The 18,416-nt window shown below is 41.5% G+C and carries 13 protein-coding genes; 7 read left to right on the forward strand and 6 right to left on the reverse strand.

The genetic code is table 11. From position 1 onward, the window contains the following. Nucleotides 1-36: 36 nt before the first annotated feature. On the reverse strand, nucleotides 37-654 hold the full coding sequence (locus tag KTJ10_RS02285; RefSeq protein ID WP_031969006.1) for a TetR/AcrR family transcriptional regulator: 618 nt from the start codon (nucleotides 652-654) through the stop codon (nucleotides 37-39). 144 nt (nucleotides 655-798) lie between these two features. On the opposite strand from KTJ10_RS02285, the gene KTJ10_RS02290 reads away from it, so the two are divergent. Genes KTJ10_RS02290 through KTJ10_RS02310 form a run of 5 tightly spaced genes read left to right on the forward strand, consistent with a single transcriptional unit; the run spans nucleotide 799 to nucleotide 7,312 of the window. After that, nucleotides 799-1,971 (forward strand): isovaleryl-CoA dehydrogenase, encoded by a 1,173-nt coding sequence (locus KTJ10_RS02290; protein WP_029424157.1) that lies wholly within the window; start codon nucleotides 799-801, stop codon nucleotides 1,969-1,971. A 24-nt stretch (nucleotides 1,972-1,995) separates the two neighbouring features. Then, nucleotides 1,996-3,597, forward strand: coding sequence for a carboxyl transferase domain-containing protein (locus KTJ10_RS02295; RefSeq protein ID WP_032052942.1), 1,602 nt, complete (start codon nucleotides 1,996-1,998; stop codon nucleotides 3,595-3,597). A 9-nt stretch (nucleotides 3,598-3,606) separates the two neighbouring features. Further along, on the forward strand, nucleotides 3,607-4,410 hold the full coding sequence (locus KTJ10_RS02300; RefSeq protein ID WP_262441249.1) for an enoyl-CoA hydratase/isomerase family protein: 804 nt from the start codon (nucleotides 3,607-3,609) through the stop codon (nucleotides 4,408-4,410). A gap of 11 nt (nucleotides 4,411-4,421) precedes the next feature. Further along, the gene (locus tag KTJ10_RS02305) at nucleotides 4,422-6,413 is read left to right on the forward strand and encodes an acetyl/propionyl/methylcrotonyl-CoA carboxylase subunit alpha (RefSeq protein WP_262441250.1); all 1,992 of its coding nucleotides are present in this window, start codon (nucleotides 4,422-4,424) and stop codon (nucleotides 6,411-6,413) included. After that, nucleotides 6,410-7,312, forward strand: coding sequence for a hydroxymethylglutaryl-CoA lyase (locus KTJ10_RS02310; protein WP_262441251.1), 903 nt, complete (start codon nucleotides 6,410-6,412; stop codon nucleotides 7,310-7,312). The genes KTJ10_RS02305 and KTJ10_RS02310 overlap by 4 nt, the downstream gene beginning before the upstream one ends. Before the next feature lie 251 nt (nucleotides 7,313-7,563). On the opposite strand, the gene KTJ10_RS02315 is transcribed toward KTJ10_RS02310, so the two are convergent. Then, nucleotides 7,564-8,505, reverse strand: coding sequence for a LysR family transcriptional regulator (locus KTJ10_RS02315; protein ID WP_004793070.1), 942 nt, complete (start codon nucleotides 8,503-8,505; stop codon nucleotides 7,564-7,566). A gap of 204 nt (nucleotides 8,506-8,709) precedes the next feature. On the opposite strand from KTJ10_RS02315, the gene KTJ10_RS02320 reads away from it, so the two are divergent. Beyond that, nucleotides 8,710-12,192: an indolepyruvate ferredoxin oxidoreductase family protein gene (locus KTJ10_RS02320; protein WP_262441252.1), complete on the forward strand. Its 3,483-nt coding sequence runs from the start codon at nucleotides 8,710-8,712 to the stop codon at nucleotides 12,190-12,192. A 73-nt stretch (nucleotides 12,193-12,265) separates the two neighbouring features. Here KTJ10_RS02320 and KTJ10_RS02325 read toward each other — a convergent pair whose 3' ends face one another. Then, nucleotides 12,266-13,069: a thioesterase family protein gene (locus KTJ10_RS02325; protein WP_262441253.1), complete on the reverse strand. Its 804-nt coding sequence runs from the start codon at nucleotides 13,067-13,069 to the stop codon at nucleotides 12,266-12,268. Nucleotides 13,070-13,265: 196 nt separating this feature from the next. Continuing rightward, nucleotides 13,266-15,068: an acyl-CoA dehydrogenase C-terminal domain-containing protein gene (locus KTJ10_RS02330; protein WP_199976549.1), complete on the reverse strand. Its 1,803-nt coding sequence runs from the start codon at nucleotides 15,066-15,068 to the stop codon at nucleotides 13,266-13,268. A 304-nt stretch (nucleotides 15,069-15,372) separates the two neighbouring features. Here KTJ10_RS02330 and KTJ10_RS02335 point away from each other — a divergent pair, with 304 nt between their 5' ends. Further along, nucleotides 15,373-15,822 carry a PaaI family thioesterase gene (locus KTJ10_RS02335; protein ID WP_079284144.1) on the forward strand — a complete coding sequence of 150 codons (450 nt, stop codon included), beginning with the start codon at nucleotides 15,373-15,375 and terminating at the stop codon, nucleotides 15,820-15,822. Between the two features lie 20 nt (nucleotides 15,823-15,842). Here KTJ10_RS02335 and KTJ10_RS02340 read toward each other — a convergent pair whose 3' ends face one another. Together KTJ10_RS02340 and dcaP are read right to left on the reverse strand one after the other, a co-directional pair. Further along, complete coding sequence (locus KTJ10_RS02340; protein WP_130118507.1) at nucleotides 15,843-17,060, reverse strand: MFS transporter; 1,218 nt, start codon at nucleotides 17,058-17,060, stop codon at nucleotides 15,843-15,845. An 18-nt stretch (nucleotides 17,061-17,078) separates the two neighbouring features. Beyond that, entirely contained in the window at nucleotides 17,079-18,395 is a 1,317-nt protein-coding gene (gene dcaP / locus KTJ10_RS02345; RefSeq protein ID WP_199976548.1) for an outer membrane trimeric porin-like protein DcaP, read from the reverse strand. Nucleotides 18,396-18,416: the final 21 nt, after the last annotated feature.

Raw genomic sequence — 18,416 nt, forward strand, 5'->3', positions numbered from 1 at the left:
ACTGCCTTCTTTGTGTTGTTTTATCCTTTATATGCCCTATTTCCTCTGCACAGCATCTACACAAAAGTCAGCAATCTGTTTTGAAAAATAGTCTTTATGCGCATGATCAAACTTTGTATTTTGAGCTGGGTCTAGGGGTTCAACCACCACATAGGTCATGGCACCGACAACACAAAGTGCTGCTGTATTTAAATCATCCAAGACAAACTCACCACTTGCATTTCCATCCGCAAGTATTTTTTTAATACTTTGTTTAATCAATTGCTTCACACGAAAACGCTCATGTTCAACCGTTGAATCGACAGGTTCAAACATGAGTGAATATGCAAGCTGAGGACTATTGAGTGCCCGTTTTACAAAGGTTGCCACAGCCTTATGTAATTTCTGCTTTGCCGATAACTCACTTTCGGTAATCGAATCAATCACCAATAGTTCCGTATTAATGGCTTCGGACAAAACCTCAATCAGCACTTGGCTTTTATTATCAAAGTAGCGATAAACCAGACCACTTGATACGCCCGCTTGCTCTGCAATTGTTTGTATTTGTGCGTCTTTAAACCCTCCCTCTGAAATTAACTTTCTGGCTGAACTCAAAATCGACTTACGATTTTGCTCCATCCGCTCTTGCATTAAAGATGATCGTTTATAGCTCATAATTTATTCTCTAACAAATAAAATGAATTGTAAATCATTTTATGAATCAGTATTCACTTTTTTAAAAAATCATTGTATGGTAATTATCAAATACCCACAAAATATTTTATGGACAACAAATATAACCAATAGGATGAAGATATCATGAACCTACGCAGCTTGAATTTCGGTCTAGATGAAACTTTAATTGCGCTTCAAGATTCAGTGGCAGCATTTTGTGCAAAGGAAATTGCACCAATTGCCCAACAAGTTGATCAAGACAACAAATTCCCTGCACATCTCTGGAAAAAATTCGGAGATATGGGCCTTTTAGGCATGACGGTTTCTGAAGAATATGGCGGTGCCAATATGGGTTATTTAGCTCATATTATTGCTATGCAAGAAATTTCTCGTGCTTCGGCAGCCATTGGTCTTTCTTATGGTGCTCATTCTAATTTATGTGTAAACCAGATTAACCGTAACGGTAACGAGCAGCAAAAACAAAAGTATTTACCAAAATTGATTTCTGGTGAATATGTGGGTGCCCTTGCGATGTCTGAACCGAATGCGGGTTCTGATGTCGTCAGCATGAAATTACGTGCTGAACAAAAAGGTGATCACTTCGTTTTAAATGGTTCAAAAATGTGGATCACTAACGGCGGTGATGCAGATGTACTCGTGGTTTACGCTAAAACTGATCCACAAGCTGGCGCGAAAGGTATGACCGCTTTCTTAATTGAAAAAGGCATGAAAGGCTTTAGTCATGGCAACCACTTAGACAAACTCGGTATGCGTGGCTCTAACACTTACCCCCTGTTTTTTGACAATGTAGAAGTACCTGCTGAAAACGTACTCGGCGGTGTTGGTAACGGTACAAAAGTACTCATGAGTGGTTTGGATTATGAACGTGCAGTTTTAAGTGCCGGACCTTTAGGCATTATGGATGCTTGTCTAGATGTGGTAATTCCTTATTTACATCAACGTGAACAGTTTGGTCAGGCATTAGGTGAGTTCCAGCTTATGCAAGGCAAACTTGCCGATATGTATTCGACTTGGTTGGCATGTAAAGCCCTCGTCTACGCTGTTGGTGCTGCCTGTGACAAAGCTGACCATGACCGCAGTCTACGTAAAGATGCTGCAAGTGCCATTTTATATTCTGCCGAAAAAGCAACATGGATGGCTGGAGAAGCAATTCAAAGCTTAGGCGGCAACGGTTATATCAATGAATTCCCTGCTGGCCGTTTATGGCGCGATGCAAAACTTTATGAAATTGGTGCCGGAACTTCTGAAATTCGCCGCATGCTGATTGGTCGCGAACTCTTCAATGAAACCAAATAATAATTATAAATAAGGACGCATCTTATGAACCAATTACAAAGCAAGATTAATGTTCGAAGTGAAGACTTCAAAACAAACCAGCAAGCCATGCAAACATTGGTCACAGATCTCAAACAAGTTGCCCAGCGTATTGCGTTAGGTGGTGGTGAAAATGCCCGTCAAAAACATTTGGCTCGAGGTAAGCTTTTACCCCGCGAACGTATTGATCAACTGATTGATGTCGGCACGGCATTTTTAGAAATTGGTCAATTGGCAGCGTACAACGTTTATGAAGATGATGTACCTGCCGCGGGTGTAATTGCGGGTATTGGTCAAGTCAACGGCATCACTTGCATGATCGTTGCCAACGATGCAACGGTTAAAGGGGGAACGTATTATCCCCTTACGGTTAAAAAGCATTTACGCGCACAAGAAATTGCTGAACAAAACCACTTGCCTTGTATTTACTTGGTGGATTCAGGCGGTGCCTATTTACCAATGCAAGATGAAGTTTTCCCAGACCGTGATCACTTCGGGCGTATTTTCTATAATCAGGCACGCATGTCGAGCCTAGGGATTGCCCAAATTGCTGTGGTGATGGGTAGCTGTACCGCAGGTGGTGCATATGTACCTGCCATGTCTGATGAAACTATTATTGTCCGTAATCAAGGTACGATTTTCTTAGGCGGCCCTCCTCTGGTAAAAGCTGCAACGGGCGAAGTCGTGAGCAGCGAAGATTTAGGCGGTGGTGATGTGCATACACGTCTTTCAGGCGTGGCTGACCATTTAGCTGAAAATGATGAACATGCAATTGCCATTGCACGTAACATTGTTGCGAACTTAAATAAAAAGCCAAATGACTTAAATAAACAAGTTGATGAACCATTGTTTGATGCATCGGAACTCTATGGCGTAGTGCCAAGTGATGCGCGTAAACCTTTCGATGTACGTGAAGTGATTGCCCGTATTGTAGACGGCTCTCGTTTTGATGAATTTAAAGCACGATTTGGTTCAACACTGATTACCGGTTTTGCTTCTCTCTACGGCATGCCAGTCGGGATTATTGCCAATAACGGAATTTTATTTTCCGAGTCTGCACAAAAAGGTGCGCACTTCATTGAGCTATGCACACAGCGCAATATTCCATTGTTATTCCTACAAAACATTACGGGCTTCATGGTCGGTCGCCAGTATGAAAATGAAGGAATTGCAAAAAACGGTGCCAAATTGGTTATGGCAGTTGCCACAGCAAATGTACCAAAACTCACTCTAATTATTGGCGGCTCGTTTGGTGCGGGTAACTACGGTATGTGCGGACGTGCTTATTCACCACGCTTTTTATGGACATGGCCAAACTCTCGTATTTCAGTGATGGGCGGCGAACAAGCAGCAAGCGTACTCTCAACTTTAAAACGTGATCAAATTGAGCAAAAAGGTGCCGAGTGGTCAGCACAAGAAGAAGACGAATTTAAACAACCCATTCGTGAACAATACGAGCGTCAAGGTCATCCATATTATGCTTCTGCCCGACTTTGGGATGATGGTGTCATTGACCCAGCGCAAACTCGCCAAGTACTCGGTTTAAGTCTTGCTGCTGCTATGAATGCCCCAATCCAGCCAACCAAATTTGGCGTGTTCCGCATGTAAGAGGTGTATATGAGCTTTCAATTTTTACAACTCGAACAACAAGGTCAGGTTGCCTATGTTTGGCTGAATCGCCCTGAATTGCACAATGCCTTTAATACTACAGTCATTGAAGAATTGCATGCTTGCTTTAAACAAATCAATACACGTGATGATATACGTGTTGTGGTTCTAGCGGGTCGCGGCAAAAGCTTTTCGGCAGGTGCCGACCTCAACTGGATGAAACAGGCTGGTCAGGCATCTTCAGCAGAAAATGAAGCAGATGCATTAAAACTTGCGCAAATGCTTGATGCACTTGCAACACTTAAACAACCGACTATTGCCCGCGTGCATGGGATTGCCTTTGGCGGCGGTATGGGTTTAGCGTCGGCATGTGATATTTGTATTGCCAGCACGGATGCCAAGTTTGCAACCTCTGAGGTTCGTTTAGGGCTTGCCCCATCTACCATTAGTCCCTATGTGATCCGTGCGATTGGTGCAAGACAAGCTTCCCGTTACTTCTTAACTGCCGAGCGGATTTCAGCACGTGAAGCCAAACAAATTGGCTTGGCCCATGAAGTTGCAGATGCCGAAGACTTAGATAAAAAAGTTCAAGAAATTGTTGATGCTCTATTACTTGGTGGCCCGCATGCTCAAGCGGCCTCAAAACAACTCATTCAAATGGTCAGCAACCAGACCATGAGCAATGACTTGCTGCAACAGACAGCACATCATATTGCTCAAGTTCGTCAAGGCAGCGAGGCAAAAGAAGGTCTGAGTGCCTTTTTAAATAAACAGCAGCCTGCTTGGGTTTCTAACTCGAATAACAACAATTAAGGACGATCATCATGTTTGAAAAGATTTTAATTGCGAACCGTGGCGAGATTGCCTGCCGCGTAATTCGCACAGCTAAAAAATTAGGTATTAGAACGGTTGCCGTTTACTCAGATGCAGACGCAAATTCACAACACGTCAAACTTGCAGATGAAGCAGTTTATATTGGTCAGTCCCCTGCAACTCAAAGTTATTTACAAGCTGACCGCATTATTCAAGCTGCCATTGATACAGGTAGCCAAGCGGTTCATCCAGGTTACGGCTTCCTTTCGGAAAATGACCAGTTTGCACTCGCTTGCCAACAACACAACATTTGCTTTATTGGGCCACCAGTGGATGCCATTTTAGCGATGGGTTTAAAAGCCACCTCGAAAGCTTTAATGGAAAAAGCTGGTGTCCCTTTAACACCGGGTTATCACGGAACCAACCAAGATGCCGACTTTTTAAAACAACAGGCAGACCGAATTGGCTATCCTGTTTTAATTAAAGCCAGTGCTGGCGGTGGTGGTAAAGGCATGAGTCTGGTTGAACGCAGTGAAGATTTTCTGCATGCTTTAGCCTCTTGTAAACGTGAAGCCAAATCGAGCTTTGGTAATGATGATGTCTTGATTGAGCGTTATGTGATTCAGCCTCGCCATATTGAAGTGCAAGTGTTTGGTGATACACATGGCAACTATGTACATTTGTTTGAACGTGATTGTTCGGTACAACGCCGTCACCAAAAAGTGCTAGAAGAAGCTCCTGCTCCACAAATGCCAAGCGAAAAGCTAGATGCAATGCGCCAAGCGGCAATTGATGCTGCGCGTGCGGTAAATTATGTCGGTGCCGGTACAGTTGAGTTTATTGTGGAACAAGACGGTACAGCCTATTTCATGGAAATGAATACGCGCTTACAAGTCGAACACCCTGTCACCGAAATGATTACAGGTGAAGACTTAGTTGAATGGCAACTTCGTGTGGCTTATGGTGAACCTTTACCTAAACTACAAAACGAATTGCAGATTCATGGACATGCGCTTGAAGCGCGGATCTACGCTGAAGAACCAGAAAAAGGCTTTTTACCAGCAATTGGTAGAATTGACTATCTGCACTACCCAACGCAAAATCAATATGTGCGTGTAGACAGCGGTATTGTTGAAGGCGATGAAATCACGACCTATTACGATCCAATGATTGCCAAACTCATCGTATGGGGTAAAAACCGTGAAGCTGCGCTTATTCAAATGCAACATGCCTTAAGCCAATTCCATGTCGACGGCTTAGGTAACAACATTGCTTTTCTTGAGAAAATTGTTCGTAGCGAATCGTTTAAACAAGCCAAACTTGATACCAACCTGATCCAACGTGAACAAAACTTCTTGTTTAGCCCTGAAGAGATTAAACCAGAACTTGTTGTGGCCACAGCATTTATTGAGTTTTTAAGCCAACTTAATAATAACAGCTCAAGCCAAAAACAGCTTTGGCAAGCTCAGCCGCTTTGGCGTTTAAATATTGCCTATCAGTACAGTATTAAACTGAATTATTTAAACCAAAATATTCAAATCAAATTTGCCTCAAATGAACATGGCTTCACCGCAGAATATAATGGTCAAAGCTACCCGATTTCAGGTCAATTGCTTGATGCGCATATGGCATCTGTTCAAATTGGTGGGACTCAGAAAAAGCTATCTTTTAACCAAAGTCAGCAAGGCATTACCTTGTTCCAAAATGGACAAAGCTATAAATTTGCTTATATTCGCCAAGACTTTAATCAAGCAGATAGCCAAGCCGATGAAGGCCACCTAAAAGCACCAATGCCGGGTGTAGTCACTCAAGTTTTGGTAAGCGCAAATCATAGCGTTAAAAAAGATGATATTTTAATGACGCTTGAAGCCATGAAAATGGAATATACCATCCGCGCCCCTAAAGACGGCGTGATTGTAGACTCTTATTTCCAAGTCGGTGATCAGGTCAAAGCTGGCGATGAACTTGTGGAATTTCAGCCTGCTCAGGAGGAAGTTGCATGAGCGAGTTTGTCAAAATTGTGGAGGTCGGTCCCAGAGATGGCCTCCAAAATGAAAAGCAGGCTTTAACCGTTGAACAACGCTTAAACTTTATTAATGACCTAATCAGTGCAGGCCTAAAATCAATTGAAGTCGGTTCATGCGTTTCGGCAAAATGGGTGCCGCAAATGGCTCAAAGTAACGAGCTATTTAAGCAATTACCACAAACAAGCGATGTGCAATTTAGCCTGCTCACCCCCAATATCAAAGGTTTTGAAACTGCTCAAGCAGTAGGATGCAAAGAAGTTGCGGTATTTACCGCAGCTTCTGAAAGCTTTACACGTAAAAATATCAACTGCTCAATTGACGAAAGCTTTGAAAAATTTAGCGATGTTATGAGCGCGGCAAAAGCCCATAACATCCGTGTACGCGGTTATGTCTCTTGTATAGTCGATTGTCCCTATGAAGGCGCAATTGCACCTGAACAAGTGGTGAAAGTTGTGAAACGGCTCTATGACATGGGTTGTTATGAAGTGTCTTTAGGTGAAACTATTGGTACAGCAACACCAGATCGCGTTCAAAAGGTTTGGCAAGCCTGCCTTGCTGAACTCGACAGTAAAGTTTTAGCGGGGCATTTCCACAACACCTATGGCATGGCGATTGCCAATATTTATCAGTCTTTACAGCAAGGTATTCGTGTTTTTGACTCATCTCTTGCAGGACTCGGTGGTTGCCCTTATGCCAAAGGAGCTTCAGGTAATGTATCGACCGAAGATCTGTTTTATTTGCTGTCACACATGGGCTTTGAAACTGGCATTGACTTAAAAAAATTGATGCAAGCCAGCCAAAATATTAGCAACGTATTGAACCGAAAAAGCTTGTCGAATTATGCAAATGCGTATTGGCAAACCAAGTGTGCCTAATCATAAATTAAAATAGCTCAACATCTGGTATAAAGCTTAATATTAGGCGAAGTACCAGATCATCCTATCTAAGCTTTATCTCATTTCATTCAGGAATTGGGACTAATTCCCTCATACTATTTTTTTAAAATTTATCATTTATCTATGTATTAAATGCCTCTTTCACCAGAAGCATTCTCTACCCTATTTTTATTCTAATCCGTATTATTCTTCATCCTTTTTCCATTGTAGTTCTTAAAAAATTTATCTCATTATTTATAAAAATAAGATGCATCCATTTCAATTCTTGGGGAAATATATTCTTCCACCCAATCTAACCATGCACGTGTTTTGGCATCAATAAAATGTCGTGAAGGCAACAAGGTATAAACTCCGATATCGGGCGAACGCCACTCTGGCAAGATATGACATAATCTTCCATTTTGAACCGCATCTAAAGCCGAAAACATCGGCAATAACGCCACACCCATATCTTGTTGCACCACATCTAACAATAACTCAGGGTTATCTGCAATGAGTTGCCCGCCAGTATCAATTTGGTAAGACTCACCCTTTGCATTTAACAAGTGCCAATCTGGTGTAATAGATGGGTTTACTAAGCGTAAACAGGCGTGGTTTTTTAAGTCTTCAGGGGACTCAGGCACACCATGTTTTTCTAGATATGCTGGTGAAGCACATAAAACAGAAAAAATAGTGCCAATTCTGCGTGCAACAAACCGAGAATCTGTTAATGATTCAGTGAGATAAAGACTGACATCGACCCCTTTTGCCAATAGATCTGGAACGTACTGTGAGGTCGTATATTCCACAGTTAATTCAGGGTAATGCTTACAAAATTCGGCCATCACTGGAAAAACATAATGATGCCCAAAGCTTCCCATGCTTAATACACGTAAACGGCCTTTGGGTTTAGATGCTGTTCCTGTTACTTCCGACTCCGCTTCATCCACCATTGAAATGACTTGCCGACACCGCTCAGCATAAGTCGCACCAATATCGGTCAGTGCCTGCTGGCGCGTTGAGCGTTGTATTAATTTTGTACCTAAGCGTGTTTCTAGCTCGCTGATAAGACGTGAAACCTGTGCTGTGGTCAGATCCATCTGCTCAGCTGCTGCTGTGAAACTCCCGCTATCAATCACTTTCAGGAATGCATGCATTGCATGCAATAGTCCACCATCGAGATTTTTGCGCATAACGTAAATATGTTTTCCTAAATTACGGATTGTTGCACCAGTTTAGATCAACCACAATGACTAAATGTACATACATTGGCACTAATTCTTTTTAAGAAGAGGAACCGATCTTTTTTTATTTCGTATGTCACTTGCTCCAAATATTCAACTGGATGTTGAAAAAAGAAAGTAGTCCGAGCTACTAAAAATTCTAAGGAGATATAAATGAATATAGCTACAAAAGTCACTCCAAATATTATTGCAACAAAGGATGTGTCACTTGAAGATAAATATGTAAGTGATAACGGTACAGCATATATGACCGGCATTCAGGCACTTGTTCGGTTGCCTCTTGCCCAAACTCGCCGTGACGCGATGAATGGTTATCATACTGCTGGTTTTATTTCTGGTTATCGCGGTTCTCCTGTTGGTAACTATGATAGTTTCCTTTGGCAAGTTCAAGGATTACTTAAATCCCATAATGTTGTATTTCAACCTGGTGTAAATGAAGACTTGGCTGCTACCGCAATTTGGGGTACCCAACAAGTTAATCTTTCAGGCCAAGGCAAATATGATGGAGTGTCTTCATGGTGGTATGGTAAAGGCCCGGGTGTTGACCGTTCAGGCGATGTACTCCGCCATGCTAACTTAGCTGGTACCTCTGAACGTGGTGGTGTCGTTGCTTTATTTGGTGATGACCACTCATGTAAATCTTCTACAATCCCTCACCAGTCCGAACATGTCATGATTGGTTGTGGTATTCCAATTTTCTACCCAACATCCGTTCAACAAATTTTAGACTTTGGTGTTCACGCCATTGCTGTTTCACGTTTTTCTGGCCTTTGGTCTTCAATGAAGCTGGTGAGTGAAATTGTAGAGACTTCTGCTTCTGTTCATGTCGACCTAGACCGTGTTACTCCGGTTATACCAGAAGATGTTAATTTCCCAGAGGGCGGCGTCAATATTCGCTGGCCAGATCATGGCATTCAGCAAGAAGAACGTCTTTATAAATATCGCTTACCTGCTGTTTTGGCTTATGCCCGTGCCAACAAAATAAACACCGTTACATGGCCTTGTGAAAATGCCCGTATTGGTATTGCCGCAAGTGGTAAAGGTTATTTAGATACCATTGAAGCTTTACGCTTTTTGGGTATTGAAGATGAAAAAGCCCAACAGCTTGGGCTACGTGTTTATCAGGTTGGGATGATTTGGCCTTTAGAACCACAAGGTGTTCGTGAATTTGCCGAAGGTTTAGAAGAGCTAATCGTCATTGAAGAAAAACGTCCAATTATCGAAACACAAATTAAGGATGAGCTGTATTCACTGCCTGATGGCAAACGTCCTCGTGTCATTGGTAAAGCAACTGACGGCAAAGGTGAATGGAGTACCTCTATTGAAGAAGCACCGCTCATTGGTCACTATGAGTATCAGCCTGAACCTATTGCAAAAATGCTGGCTGCTCGCTTCTTAAAACTTGATATTCCAGAAAGCCTAAAAGTACAAATCCAAAGCAGAATCGACTTATTACTAAAAGCAGAGCAAGAATCAAAACGTGTTATTGATCTTGCTGAACGTAAACCATATTTCTGTAGTGGTTGCCCACATAACTCTTCAACCGTAGTTCCTGAAGGTAGTCGCGCGTTAGGCGGTATTGGTTGTCACTATATTGCAGTTTCACTTGACCGCGGTACCGAAACGTTCTCTCAAATGGGTGGTGAAGGTGTAAGTTGGGTGGGTGCATCACCATTTACCAATGAAAAACACATTTTTGCCAACCTTGGTGATGGAACTTACTTCCACTCAGGTTACTTGGCAATTCGTCAGTCTATCGCTGCAAAAACTAATATTACCTACAAAATTCTCTACAACGATGCGGTCGCTATGACAGGCGGTCAGCATGTAGATGGTCATTTGAGCGTTGCGCAGTTAACTCGTCAGCTTGCTGCCGAAGGTATTAAAAAACAAGTCATCGTAACTGATGAAGTTAAACTATTAAACGAAGAAGACGGCATTGCACCGGGTGTAGAAATTCGCCACCGTAATGAACTCGATGCAGTTCAACGTGAGCTTCGTGAAATTACAGGTGTCACCGCTTTAATCTATGTACAAACCTGTGCCAGCGAAAAACGCCGTCGTCGTAAACGTGATGCCTACCCTGATCCGGCTGAGCGTTTATACATTAATAGTGACATTTGCGAAGGTTGTGGCGACTGTTCGAAAAAATCAAACTGCTTATCTATTGAACCTGTAGAAACAGCTTTAGGGACTAAACGACAAATTAACCAAAGTAGCTGTAACAAAGACTTCACTTGTGCCGAAGGGTTCTGCCCTAGTTTCGTGACTGTTCATACACGTGATATGAAACGTCCAGCTAAATTTGAAGGTATTGGTGCAGGCTGGCCAACATCACCTGTTATTCCTCAGTTATATGACGTTCCAAGTCGTATTATGGTTGGCGGTATCGGTGGTACAGGTGTTGTAACTATTGGTGCACTTCTCGGTATGGCAGCTCACCTAGAAGGTAAAGCAACCCGTGTTATGGACATGGCAGGTCTTGCCCAAAAAGGTGGTACGGTTTATTCATATGTACAACTTGCAGCAAGTGATGAGCAAATTTCTTCTACAAAAATTCCCGCGGGCCAATGTGAATTATTGATTGGTGCAGATGCCGTAGTGGCTGGTGGTAGCGCTGCTCTATCTCGCTTAAAAGATGATGCTTTGGTTATTGTGAATGAAGACAGTACCCCTACTTCTGAATTTATCAAATCTCGTGACTGGTATGCACCTATTACTGATTTAATTGATCGTCTTCGTGGTCGTGTTCGTCAAGGTCAACTGGTTTCTCTGCCAGCGGCTCGAATTGCAACTCAGCTCTTAGGTGATTCAATCTATACCAACCAGTTATTACTCGGTATGGCATGGCAATCTGGTCGTATTCCATTACTGCGTGAAAGTATTGAAAAAGCAATTCGTTTAAATGGTACGGCTGTTGAAAAGAACCTCGAAGCTTTCCGTGTGGGTTGTCATCTTGCAAGTGACCCAACTTTAGCTGCTCGTTTACTTGCAGCAATGCCAAAAACCAAAACTCCGCAAACTTTGGCTGAACTTGTTGAAGACCGTTCTGCTCGTCTAACAGACTACTGGAATGAAGCTTATGCAGCTAAATACCGTACACTTGTAGAGCTAGCAGCTAAAAAGTTACCAGAAGAATTAACAGGTACGATTGCAACTCAGCTTTATAGAGTTATGGCGTATAAAGATGAATATGAAGTTGCACGTCTTTTAACAGGTAAAAGCTTCAAAGAATCAATTGAAACCCAGTTCGGTAAAGGCTTACGTTTAACGTATCACCTTGCCCCACCAGCGTTACTTGGTGGCCTGAAAAATGTCCGTAAACGTGCGTTTGGTTACTGGATGCGCTTCCCAATGATGATGCTTGCTCGCTTACAATGGCTTCGTGAAACTTTCCTTGATCCATTTGCACGTCAAGAAGAACGTCAACACGAACAAGCATGGCGTGATCGTTACATCGCATTTGTTGAAGCACTTGTTGAAGCACCAGACAATCATAACTTGGCAGTTGCTGAGCAAATTGCAAAATTACCAGCAGAAGTCCGCGGTTATGGTCATATCAAAATGAAAGCAATGGACGCTGCAAAACAACGTTGGGATGAACTTACTCCAACACTCATTAAAGTACGTAGCTAAGAAACTGCTTAAAATTTAAATCTGAAAATAAAAAAGTCATCCTTAGGGATGACTTTTTTATTGGCTCAAAAATTTATTTAGCCATTTTACGTAAAGTCAAAATCTGCTCGCTTCGTCCAAATGGACCATACACATCATGTAAAACTGCACTGGTTAAACCAATACCATCCGAACCATATTGCTGAACGGTTTCCAAACCTAGCCATTTCCCTTGCGGATAACGGTGCATGTGGATTTGCAAATCAAGATTTGGAAAGCCCCAAGTAAATTCTCCTTCTTGTCTTGGGACAATGCCGTTTGCCGCATCTACCATGCCAATTAAATGCGCAAAATCTGTGGTCGGCTGCCCTTCCACGATTTCTTTATCATTATTCAGCCAAACAATCCCTTTGCCCGCACGATGCTGATCATCCGTTTTAGTGACTAATGTCTGGATAAAACCACCTGGCCATCTTTTCATACCTGTCCACTCTGTAAAGGTATCTGCATGATGAACTGGCTGATCTTCAAGCCCCGCAATCTCGGAACTATCTTGAGTGCACATGCGCCATGCTCTAGCCACAATACAAGTTTTACCTTGTGCTTGCATTTCGGCTTCAATCAATTCAATGGTTTTACCGGCACGAATCACATGCGTCTTAATCGTAAACTCACCAAATGCAATCAATCCAAAAATATCAAAACTAATTCGACCAATTCGCATATCTTGTCGTGGTGAAAATTGCTCTAACTCAGCTGCGATTACGCCACTTGCAGGGGCCATATGCTGTTCATGAGGGTTCCAAGCCCCTTGTGCATGAACAGTTGAGCAATAATGAGCAATAACTTCACCTTGAGGACCAATTGTTCTATTCAGTAATTGATAATAAGCATTCATGATTTTCTTTCCGTAGTCCTTATCCAACATCTATATTTGATGAAAATTCACGTTTTAATGCTTATGTTAACCCTCTATTTATTTGGCTCAACTGGTTTTTCCTACCAAAAACTCATGAGTCTAAAATTACAAATTTAATCACTAGGTAAAATTTTGCATGTCAATTTCACCCAGTGATCTTAAAAATGCCTATTCACTAAAATGCAAAAGCATCTTGATCAAGTTCCATTACAGATTCAGCTCCAGACTCAATAGAAGCAGCGTGGCTCTGTGTACGATGCAAAAGCTTTTGATAGAAAAACTTAGCTGTCGTTAACTTTGCTTTATAAAAAGCTTCTTCTTGTGTACCCGATTCTAATTTTTCATGGGCAACTTGTGCCATTCGAGCCCATAAATAAGCGAACACGACGTAACTGGAAAAATAAAGATAATCCACCGAAGCTGCCCCTATTTCTTCAGGGTTGTGCTTCGCTTTGTCGGCAATAGTTTTGGTCAGTGACAGCCATTGCTGTTTAAGCTCAGCTAATTTTTCTAGATAAGGTTTCAGGGTTTCACTAGATTGCTGTTGACCAATAAATTGATCAATTAAATCAGTCATGTTCTTTAAAAGTTTGCCTTCCGACTTGAGGACTTTACGTGCAAGCAGATCTAAAGACTGAATTTCGGTCGTTCCTTCATACAATGTTGAGATACGCGCATCACGTACAATTTGCTCCATACCATGCTCAACAATAAAGCCATGACCGCCAAATACTTGAACGCCATGCTTGGCAGACTCATTACCTGACTCGGTTAAAAAAGCCTTAGCAATTGGCGTTAAAAAAGCCAGTAATTCATCGGAGTGTTTTTGCTGTTGCTGATCATTTGAGCTTTCCACAATATCGACATGCTGAGCCAAAAAATAAGCCAACGCACGGCCACCTTCAGAAAAAGCTTTTTGTGTCATTAACATCGAACGTACAGCAGGATGCACAATAATTGGATCGGCATTTTTCTCAGGATATTGAGGACCAGATAGCGATCGCATAGCAAGACGCTCTTTGGCATAACTTAATGCGCCTTGAAATGAAATTTCAGAAGCAGCAAGCCCTTGTACTGCCGTTCCAATGCGTGCAGTATTCATGAAGGTAAACATACAATTGAGCCCGCGATTTTCAGGACCAATCAAATAACCTTTAGCTCCATCAAAATTTAGTACACAGGTCGCATTGCCGTGAATCCCCATTTTATGTTCAATCGCACTACAAACAACTTTATTACGGTCCAACACCTGACCGTCATCACTCACATTAAATTTAGGCACAATAAATAAAGAAATACCTTTAGTCCCCGCGGGTGCCTGAGGTAAACGGGCTAAAACAATATGAATAATATTTTCTGAAAGATCGTGTTCACCCGCTGAAATAAAAATCTTTTCGCCTGTAATTGAGTAGCTACCGTCAGGATTTGGTTCTGCTTTAGTTCTAATTAACCCAAGGTCCGAGCCCGCATGTGATTCGGTTAAACACATCGTTCCGGTCCAAACACCACTAATGAGTTTAGTCAAAAACTTTTGTTTTTGTTGCTCGGTACCATGATGCTCAATGGTTCTCATTGCGCCATGAGACAAGCCGGGATACATCGCCCAAGCCCAATTAGAGCCACATAACATTTCAGAAATAGCGATCCGCAGCAATGTCGGCAAGCCTTGTCCACCATATTCCGGATCGGCGGTTAATGAAGTAAAACCTAGCTCGGCATATTTTTGGTAGGCTTCTTTAAAACCTTTCGGCGTTGTGACTACACCTTGATTTAAATGGCACCCTTCCTGATCACCATTTTGGTTAATCGGTGCCAACTCATTTTCACAAAAATCTGCGGCCGCCTCTAAATATTGATCAATTAATTCTCGATTTACGCTTTCCTGATAGTTGCTTAAACCTTGATAGTTCTGTTCTGTTTGAAGCATTTCATGCAGTACAAATTGCATATCGCGTAATGGAGCTTTGTATAAAGGCATAGTTTTTTCCTTTCACTTCACTGCCTGTGTCATGGGGCAGATATCGTTTTTTCCTTGATAGACTTTTATTGTTTCAATCACACCAAAATATCAAAAAATTTCTTATAGCAAAATACATTTTCACTAATTTAATAAAATTATCGTAACTCACAAATAGAGATAAAACACAAATACATGTTTTAAAATAAAAATATATAATAAAAAGTAATTAATATTGCTTAATCAGAATAAATTCATATTTTGTATTGCAAAATATTATTCCGTAAAAATTCAATTTATAGTATCGTGATTAGACTGCTTAATCATCCAAGGACGATTTATGGAAAGCCCGAAATACACAGGTCTTGAGTTTTTAACCGCTTTAAAAAATGGTGAAGTTTCTCCATCCCCTATGGCTCACACCATACCAATGGAACTCGTTGAAGTTTCCGAAGGTAAAGCAACTTATAAAGTTACCCCTCGCAAAGAACATAGAAATATACAAGGCGGTGTACACGGCGGCTTTTGCGCCACAGCTTTAGATACTGCGACAGGCAGCGCAGCTCATACCCTACTTGAACATGGCGTTGGTTATGGAACCATTGATTTAAATGTAAAAATGATTCGCCCTATGCAGGTTGATACGTCTTACTATGCGACAGCCGAGTTAATTAATGCGGGTCGCAATATTATTAGTACCGAAGGTAAAATCGTAGATGAAAACGGCAAAGTGTATGCTTTTGCCTCGGCAACCTTAATGATTATTCGCAAATAATAAAATTTTAAAGCTCCTGTTTATGGAGCTTTTTCTGGCTTTGCAATCTTATTCATTTCATAAAAATCTAAACGATCAATCGTAAAACTCACCAATGCCATCACTAAACCTAAGGCAGCACATGCTTCCCATCCCCAGTGTTTCCAAGCATACACCGCAATAAAAGAACCTAAGGCGGCTCCACCAAAATATAAAGTCATATAAATTGAATTAATACGGGAACGCGCCTCAGCCGAAATTCGATAGACCAAATTTTGGTTGAGTACATGAAATGCCGACAAACCAAAGTACGCCATAATTACACCAACAGCATAGGCAAGCAGAGACTGCTGGGCAAAAAATAGTGGTATCCATGCACTTATTAATAACCCCATGCAAATCACTGCAATTTTATTTTCAAGACCCGCTGCAATTTTCTTACCTGCCCAAGGAGTCGCAAATACACCTGCCAATCCAACAATCCCAAATAAACCAATCTGGAAATCGTTAAAGTGATAAGGCTCATTCGCCAAAATAAAAGTCATAGTGGTAAAAATCAGAGCTAAAATTCCAAAGCCAATTCCACCAGCAAAACCACGGCGTAATAAATGCGGCTGGTGAACAGCTAATGAAAATAGTGAACCATAAATCTGTAAGATATTGAGTTGGTGAGACTTACGCGCAACTGGCAATTTCACCCACATCACCCAAGCAAATACCAAAATGACAATTCCACTAATTAAATAAACCGCATGCCAAGACCAAACTGTAGAAAGTAAGCCTGCAATAGAGCGCGCCAATAATATTCCTAAGAACAAACCACTCATGAGAGTGCCTACAACTTGAGGGCTTTTTTTCGGGCTGGCTAAACCTGCGGCGAAAGGAACCAAAACTTGAGTTGCAATCGAAAAGAATGTAGCTAAAAAGGTAAAGCCATATAAAGCTGGCAAGGTTTGACTTAAAGATAGCCCTACTTGGGCAAGCCCCGTACAACACATGAGCAAGCAAATATAACTGCGCTTTTCAAAAAAGTCGCCTAAGGGAACCAATATAAAAAGGCCAACTGCATAGGACAGTTGGCTAATCACAATAGTTAAGGCGACTTGATCGGCATTGACTTTTAATGCTTCTGCAATGGAATAGATTAAGGGCTGGTTATAATAGTTTGAACCCGCACAAATGCCACATGTCATTGCCATGATAAAAATAAAGCTTTTTGACAGTATATTTTCTGCATTGGGCTCAACTATTTTTTCCATTTTTAACTACGTCCCATTTTAGAATTTATACATCGATACAAAGTTTAAGCGTGACACATCAGCGGTTCTGCCATCAAATACTTCTCGTTTGCCTTGATGATATTCCATACCAATATCCATTTGCTCAATTGGTGAATAGAAAACGTTAGCTGCGTAGTCCGTTAAGCGTTTATTAGCATCTGGGTTAAGTTTGGCATAAGCCGTGTCATCATCATAATCAAACATTGAAGCCGATAAGTTTGCACGCCATTGCTCATTAAATTTATATGAATAACCAATATTGATGCTATTCAACTTATTCATAACCAAATCTGTTTTGTCTTCGTTTAAAGAAAAATCACCCGCGGCATTTAAACTTGCTGAATTTGCCAACCCACTTTGGGTGGTGTATGGCATAAATTTTTGATCACCGACAATATATTGATAATTTGCTTGTACCGATTGTTGTGGCGTGAGTTGATATTTTAAGCCGCCTCCTGCCCCCCAGCTTACTTTCTTCACCGTGGCAGTTGCCACATCTGTAGACTTTTCATTAATAAAGCCTTGAGCAAGTGCCGTTAAAGGACCTTGTTTATAAGTATAGCGACCCGTTAAAGTCGGAAATGCCGAGACTCTCGAACCTGTATATTCCAAGGCTACTTTTAAATCATTATTGGCATCGATTTTCCAGTCATACCGGATTTGAGGAGTACGCGTATAGGAAGTTCCTACAAATTGCGTGTAATCCACAGCTTCTGTACGAGTTTCCATATTAGACATGAGTGACCATGTTTGACCAAAAGTCCAATCCTTATAAGTGAAAAATGCATGACGAATACGGAATTTACCATCTCCTGTGCCCATGTTAGAGCTATCAAAGAAATCAGCTTCAATATTTCCCGTCACAGCTTTATTTGGGCTATTAAAATAAACGCCCAATCGGCTTGCATTAATCATGGCATCGGAACGTGCATGGTTTGAACGTTTTTCACTTTCAAAAGGTGTTCGGTACAGACTGCTAGTTGTTCTACCGCCCGAGTCTGGTGATGATTTAAAATCAACCGCTGCATCAATACGAGCGATACCGTAAACCTTAACATTATCCGTCCAAGTGACCCACGAAGGAGCAACAGGCTTTTCTGTTACCGTTGCTTTAGTTTTTTCGATGTTCTCTTCAATCTTTACCTGTTTGACCTGTAAATTATTTTGAGTTTGTTTCTGAGCAGCAAGTTCTGCTTTTAATTTTTGCAGCTCGGTTTCTAGCAAATTAATTCTTTGTTCTGTGGTATCTGAAGAATTTGCAAAAATAGTCCCTGAGGCCGCAGCGCAAGCTGCAGCTAAAATTAATTTTTTCATCTTTTAATCCTTAAAGAAGCG

The organism is Acinetobacter sp. WU_MDCI_Abxc222 (genome assembly GCF_025514755.1).
Taxonomy (GTDB): domain Bacteria; phylum Pseudomonadota; class Gammaproteobacteria; order Pseudomonadales; family Moraxellaceae; genus Acinetobacter; species Acinetobacter geminorum.

Coding starts and splice junctions, on each gene's coding strand:
- KTJ10_RS02285 (WP_031969006.1), bottom strand. CDS start 654: ATGAGCTATAAACGATCATCTTTAATGCAAGAGCGGATGGAGCAAAAT.
- KTJ10_RS02290 (WP_029424157.1), top strand. CDS start 799: ATGAACCTACGCAGCTTGAATTTCGGTCTAGATGAAACTTTAATTGCG.
- KTJ10_RS02295 (WP_032052942.1), top strand. CDS start 1,996: ATGAACCAATTACAAAGCAAGATTAATGTTCGAAGTGAAGACTTCAAA.
- KTJ10_RS02300 (WP_262441249.1), top strand. CDS start 3,607: ATGAGCTTTCAATTTTTACAACTCGAACAACAAGGTCAGGTTGCCTAT.
- KTJ10_RS02305 (WP_262441250.1), top strand. CDS start 4,422: ATGTTTGAAAAGATTTTAATTGCGAACCGTGGCGAGATTGCCTGCCGC.
- KTJ10_RS02310 (WP_262441251.1), top strand. CDS start 6,410: ATGAGCGAGTTTGTCAAAATTGTGGAGGTCGGTCCCAGAGATGGCCTC.
- KTJ10_RS02315 (WP_004793070.1), bottom strand. CDS start 8,505: ATGCGCAAAAATCTCGATGGTGGACTATTGCATGCAATGCATGCATTC.
- KTJ10_RS02320 (WP_262441252.1), top strand. CDS start 8,710: ATGAATATAGCTACAAAAGTCACTCCAAATATTATTGCAACAAAGGAT.
- KTJ10_RS02325 (WP_262441253.1), bottom strand. CDS start 13,069: ATGAATGCTTATTATCAATTACTGAATAGAACAATTGGTCCTCAAGGT.
- KTJ10_RS02330 (WP_199976549.1), bottom strand. CDS start 15,068: ATGCCTTTATACAAAGCTCCATTACGCGATATGCAATTTGTACTGCAT.
- KTJ10_RS02340 (WP_130118507.1), bottom strand. CDS start 17,060: ATGGAAAAAATAGTTGAGCCCAATGCAGAAAATATACTGTCAAAAAGC.
- dcaP (WP_199976548.1), bottom strand. CDS start 18,395: ATGAAAAAATTAATTTTAGCTGCAGCTTGCGCTGCGGCCTCAGGGACT.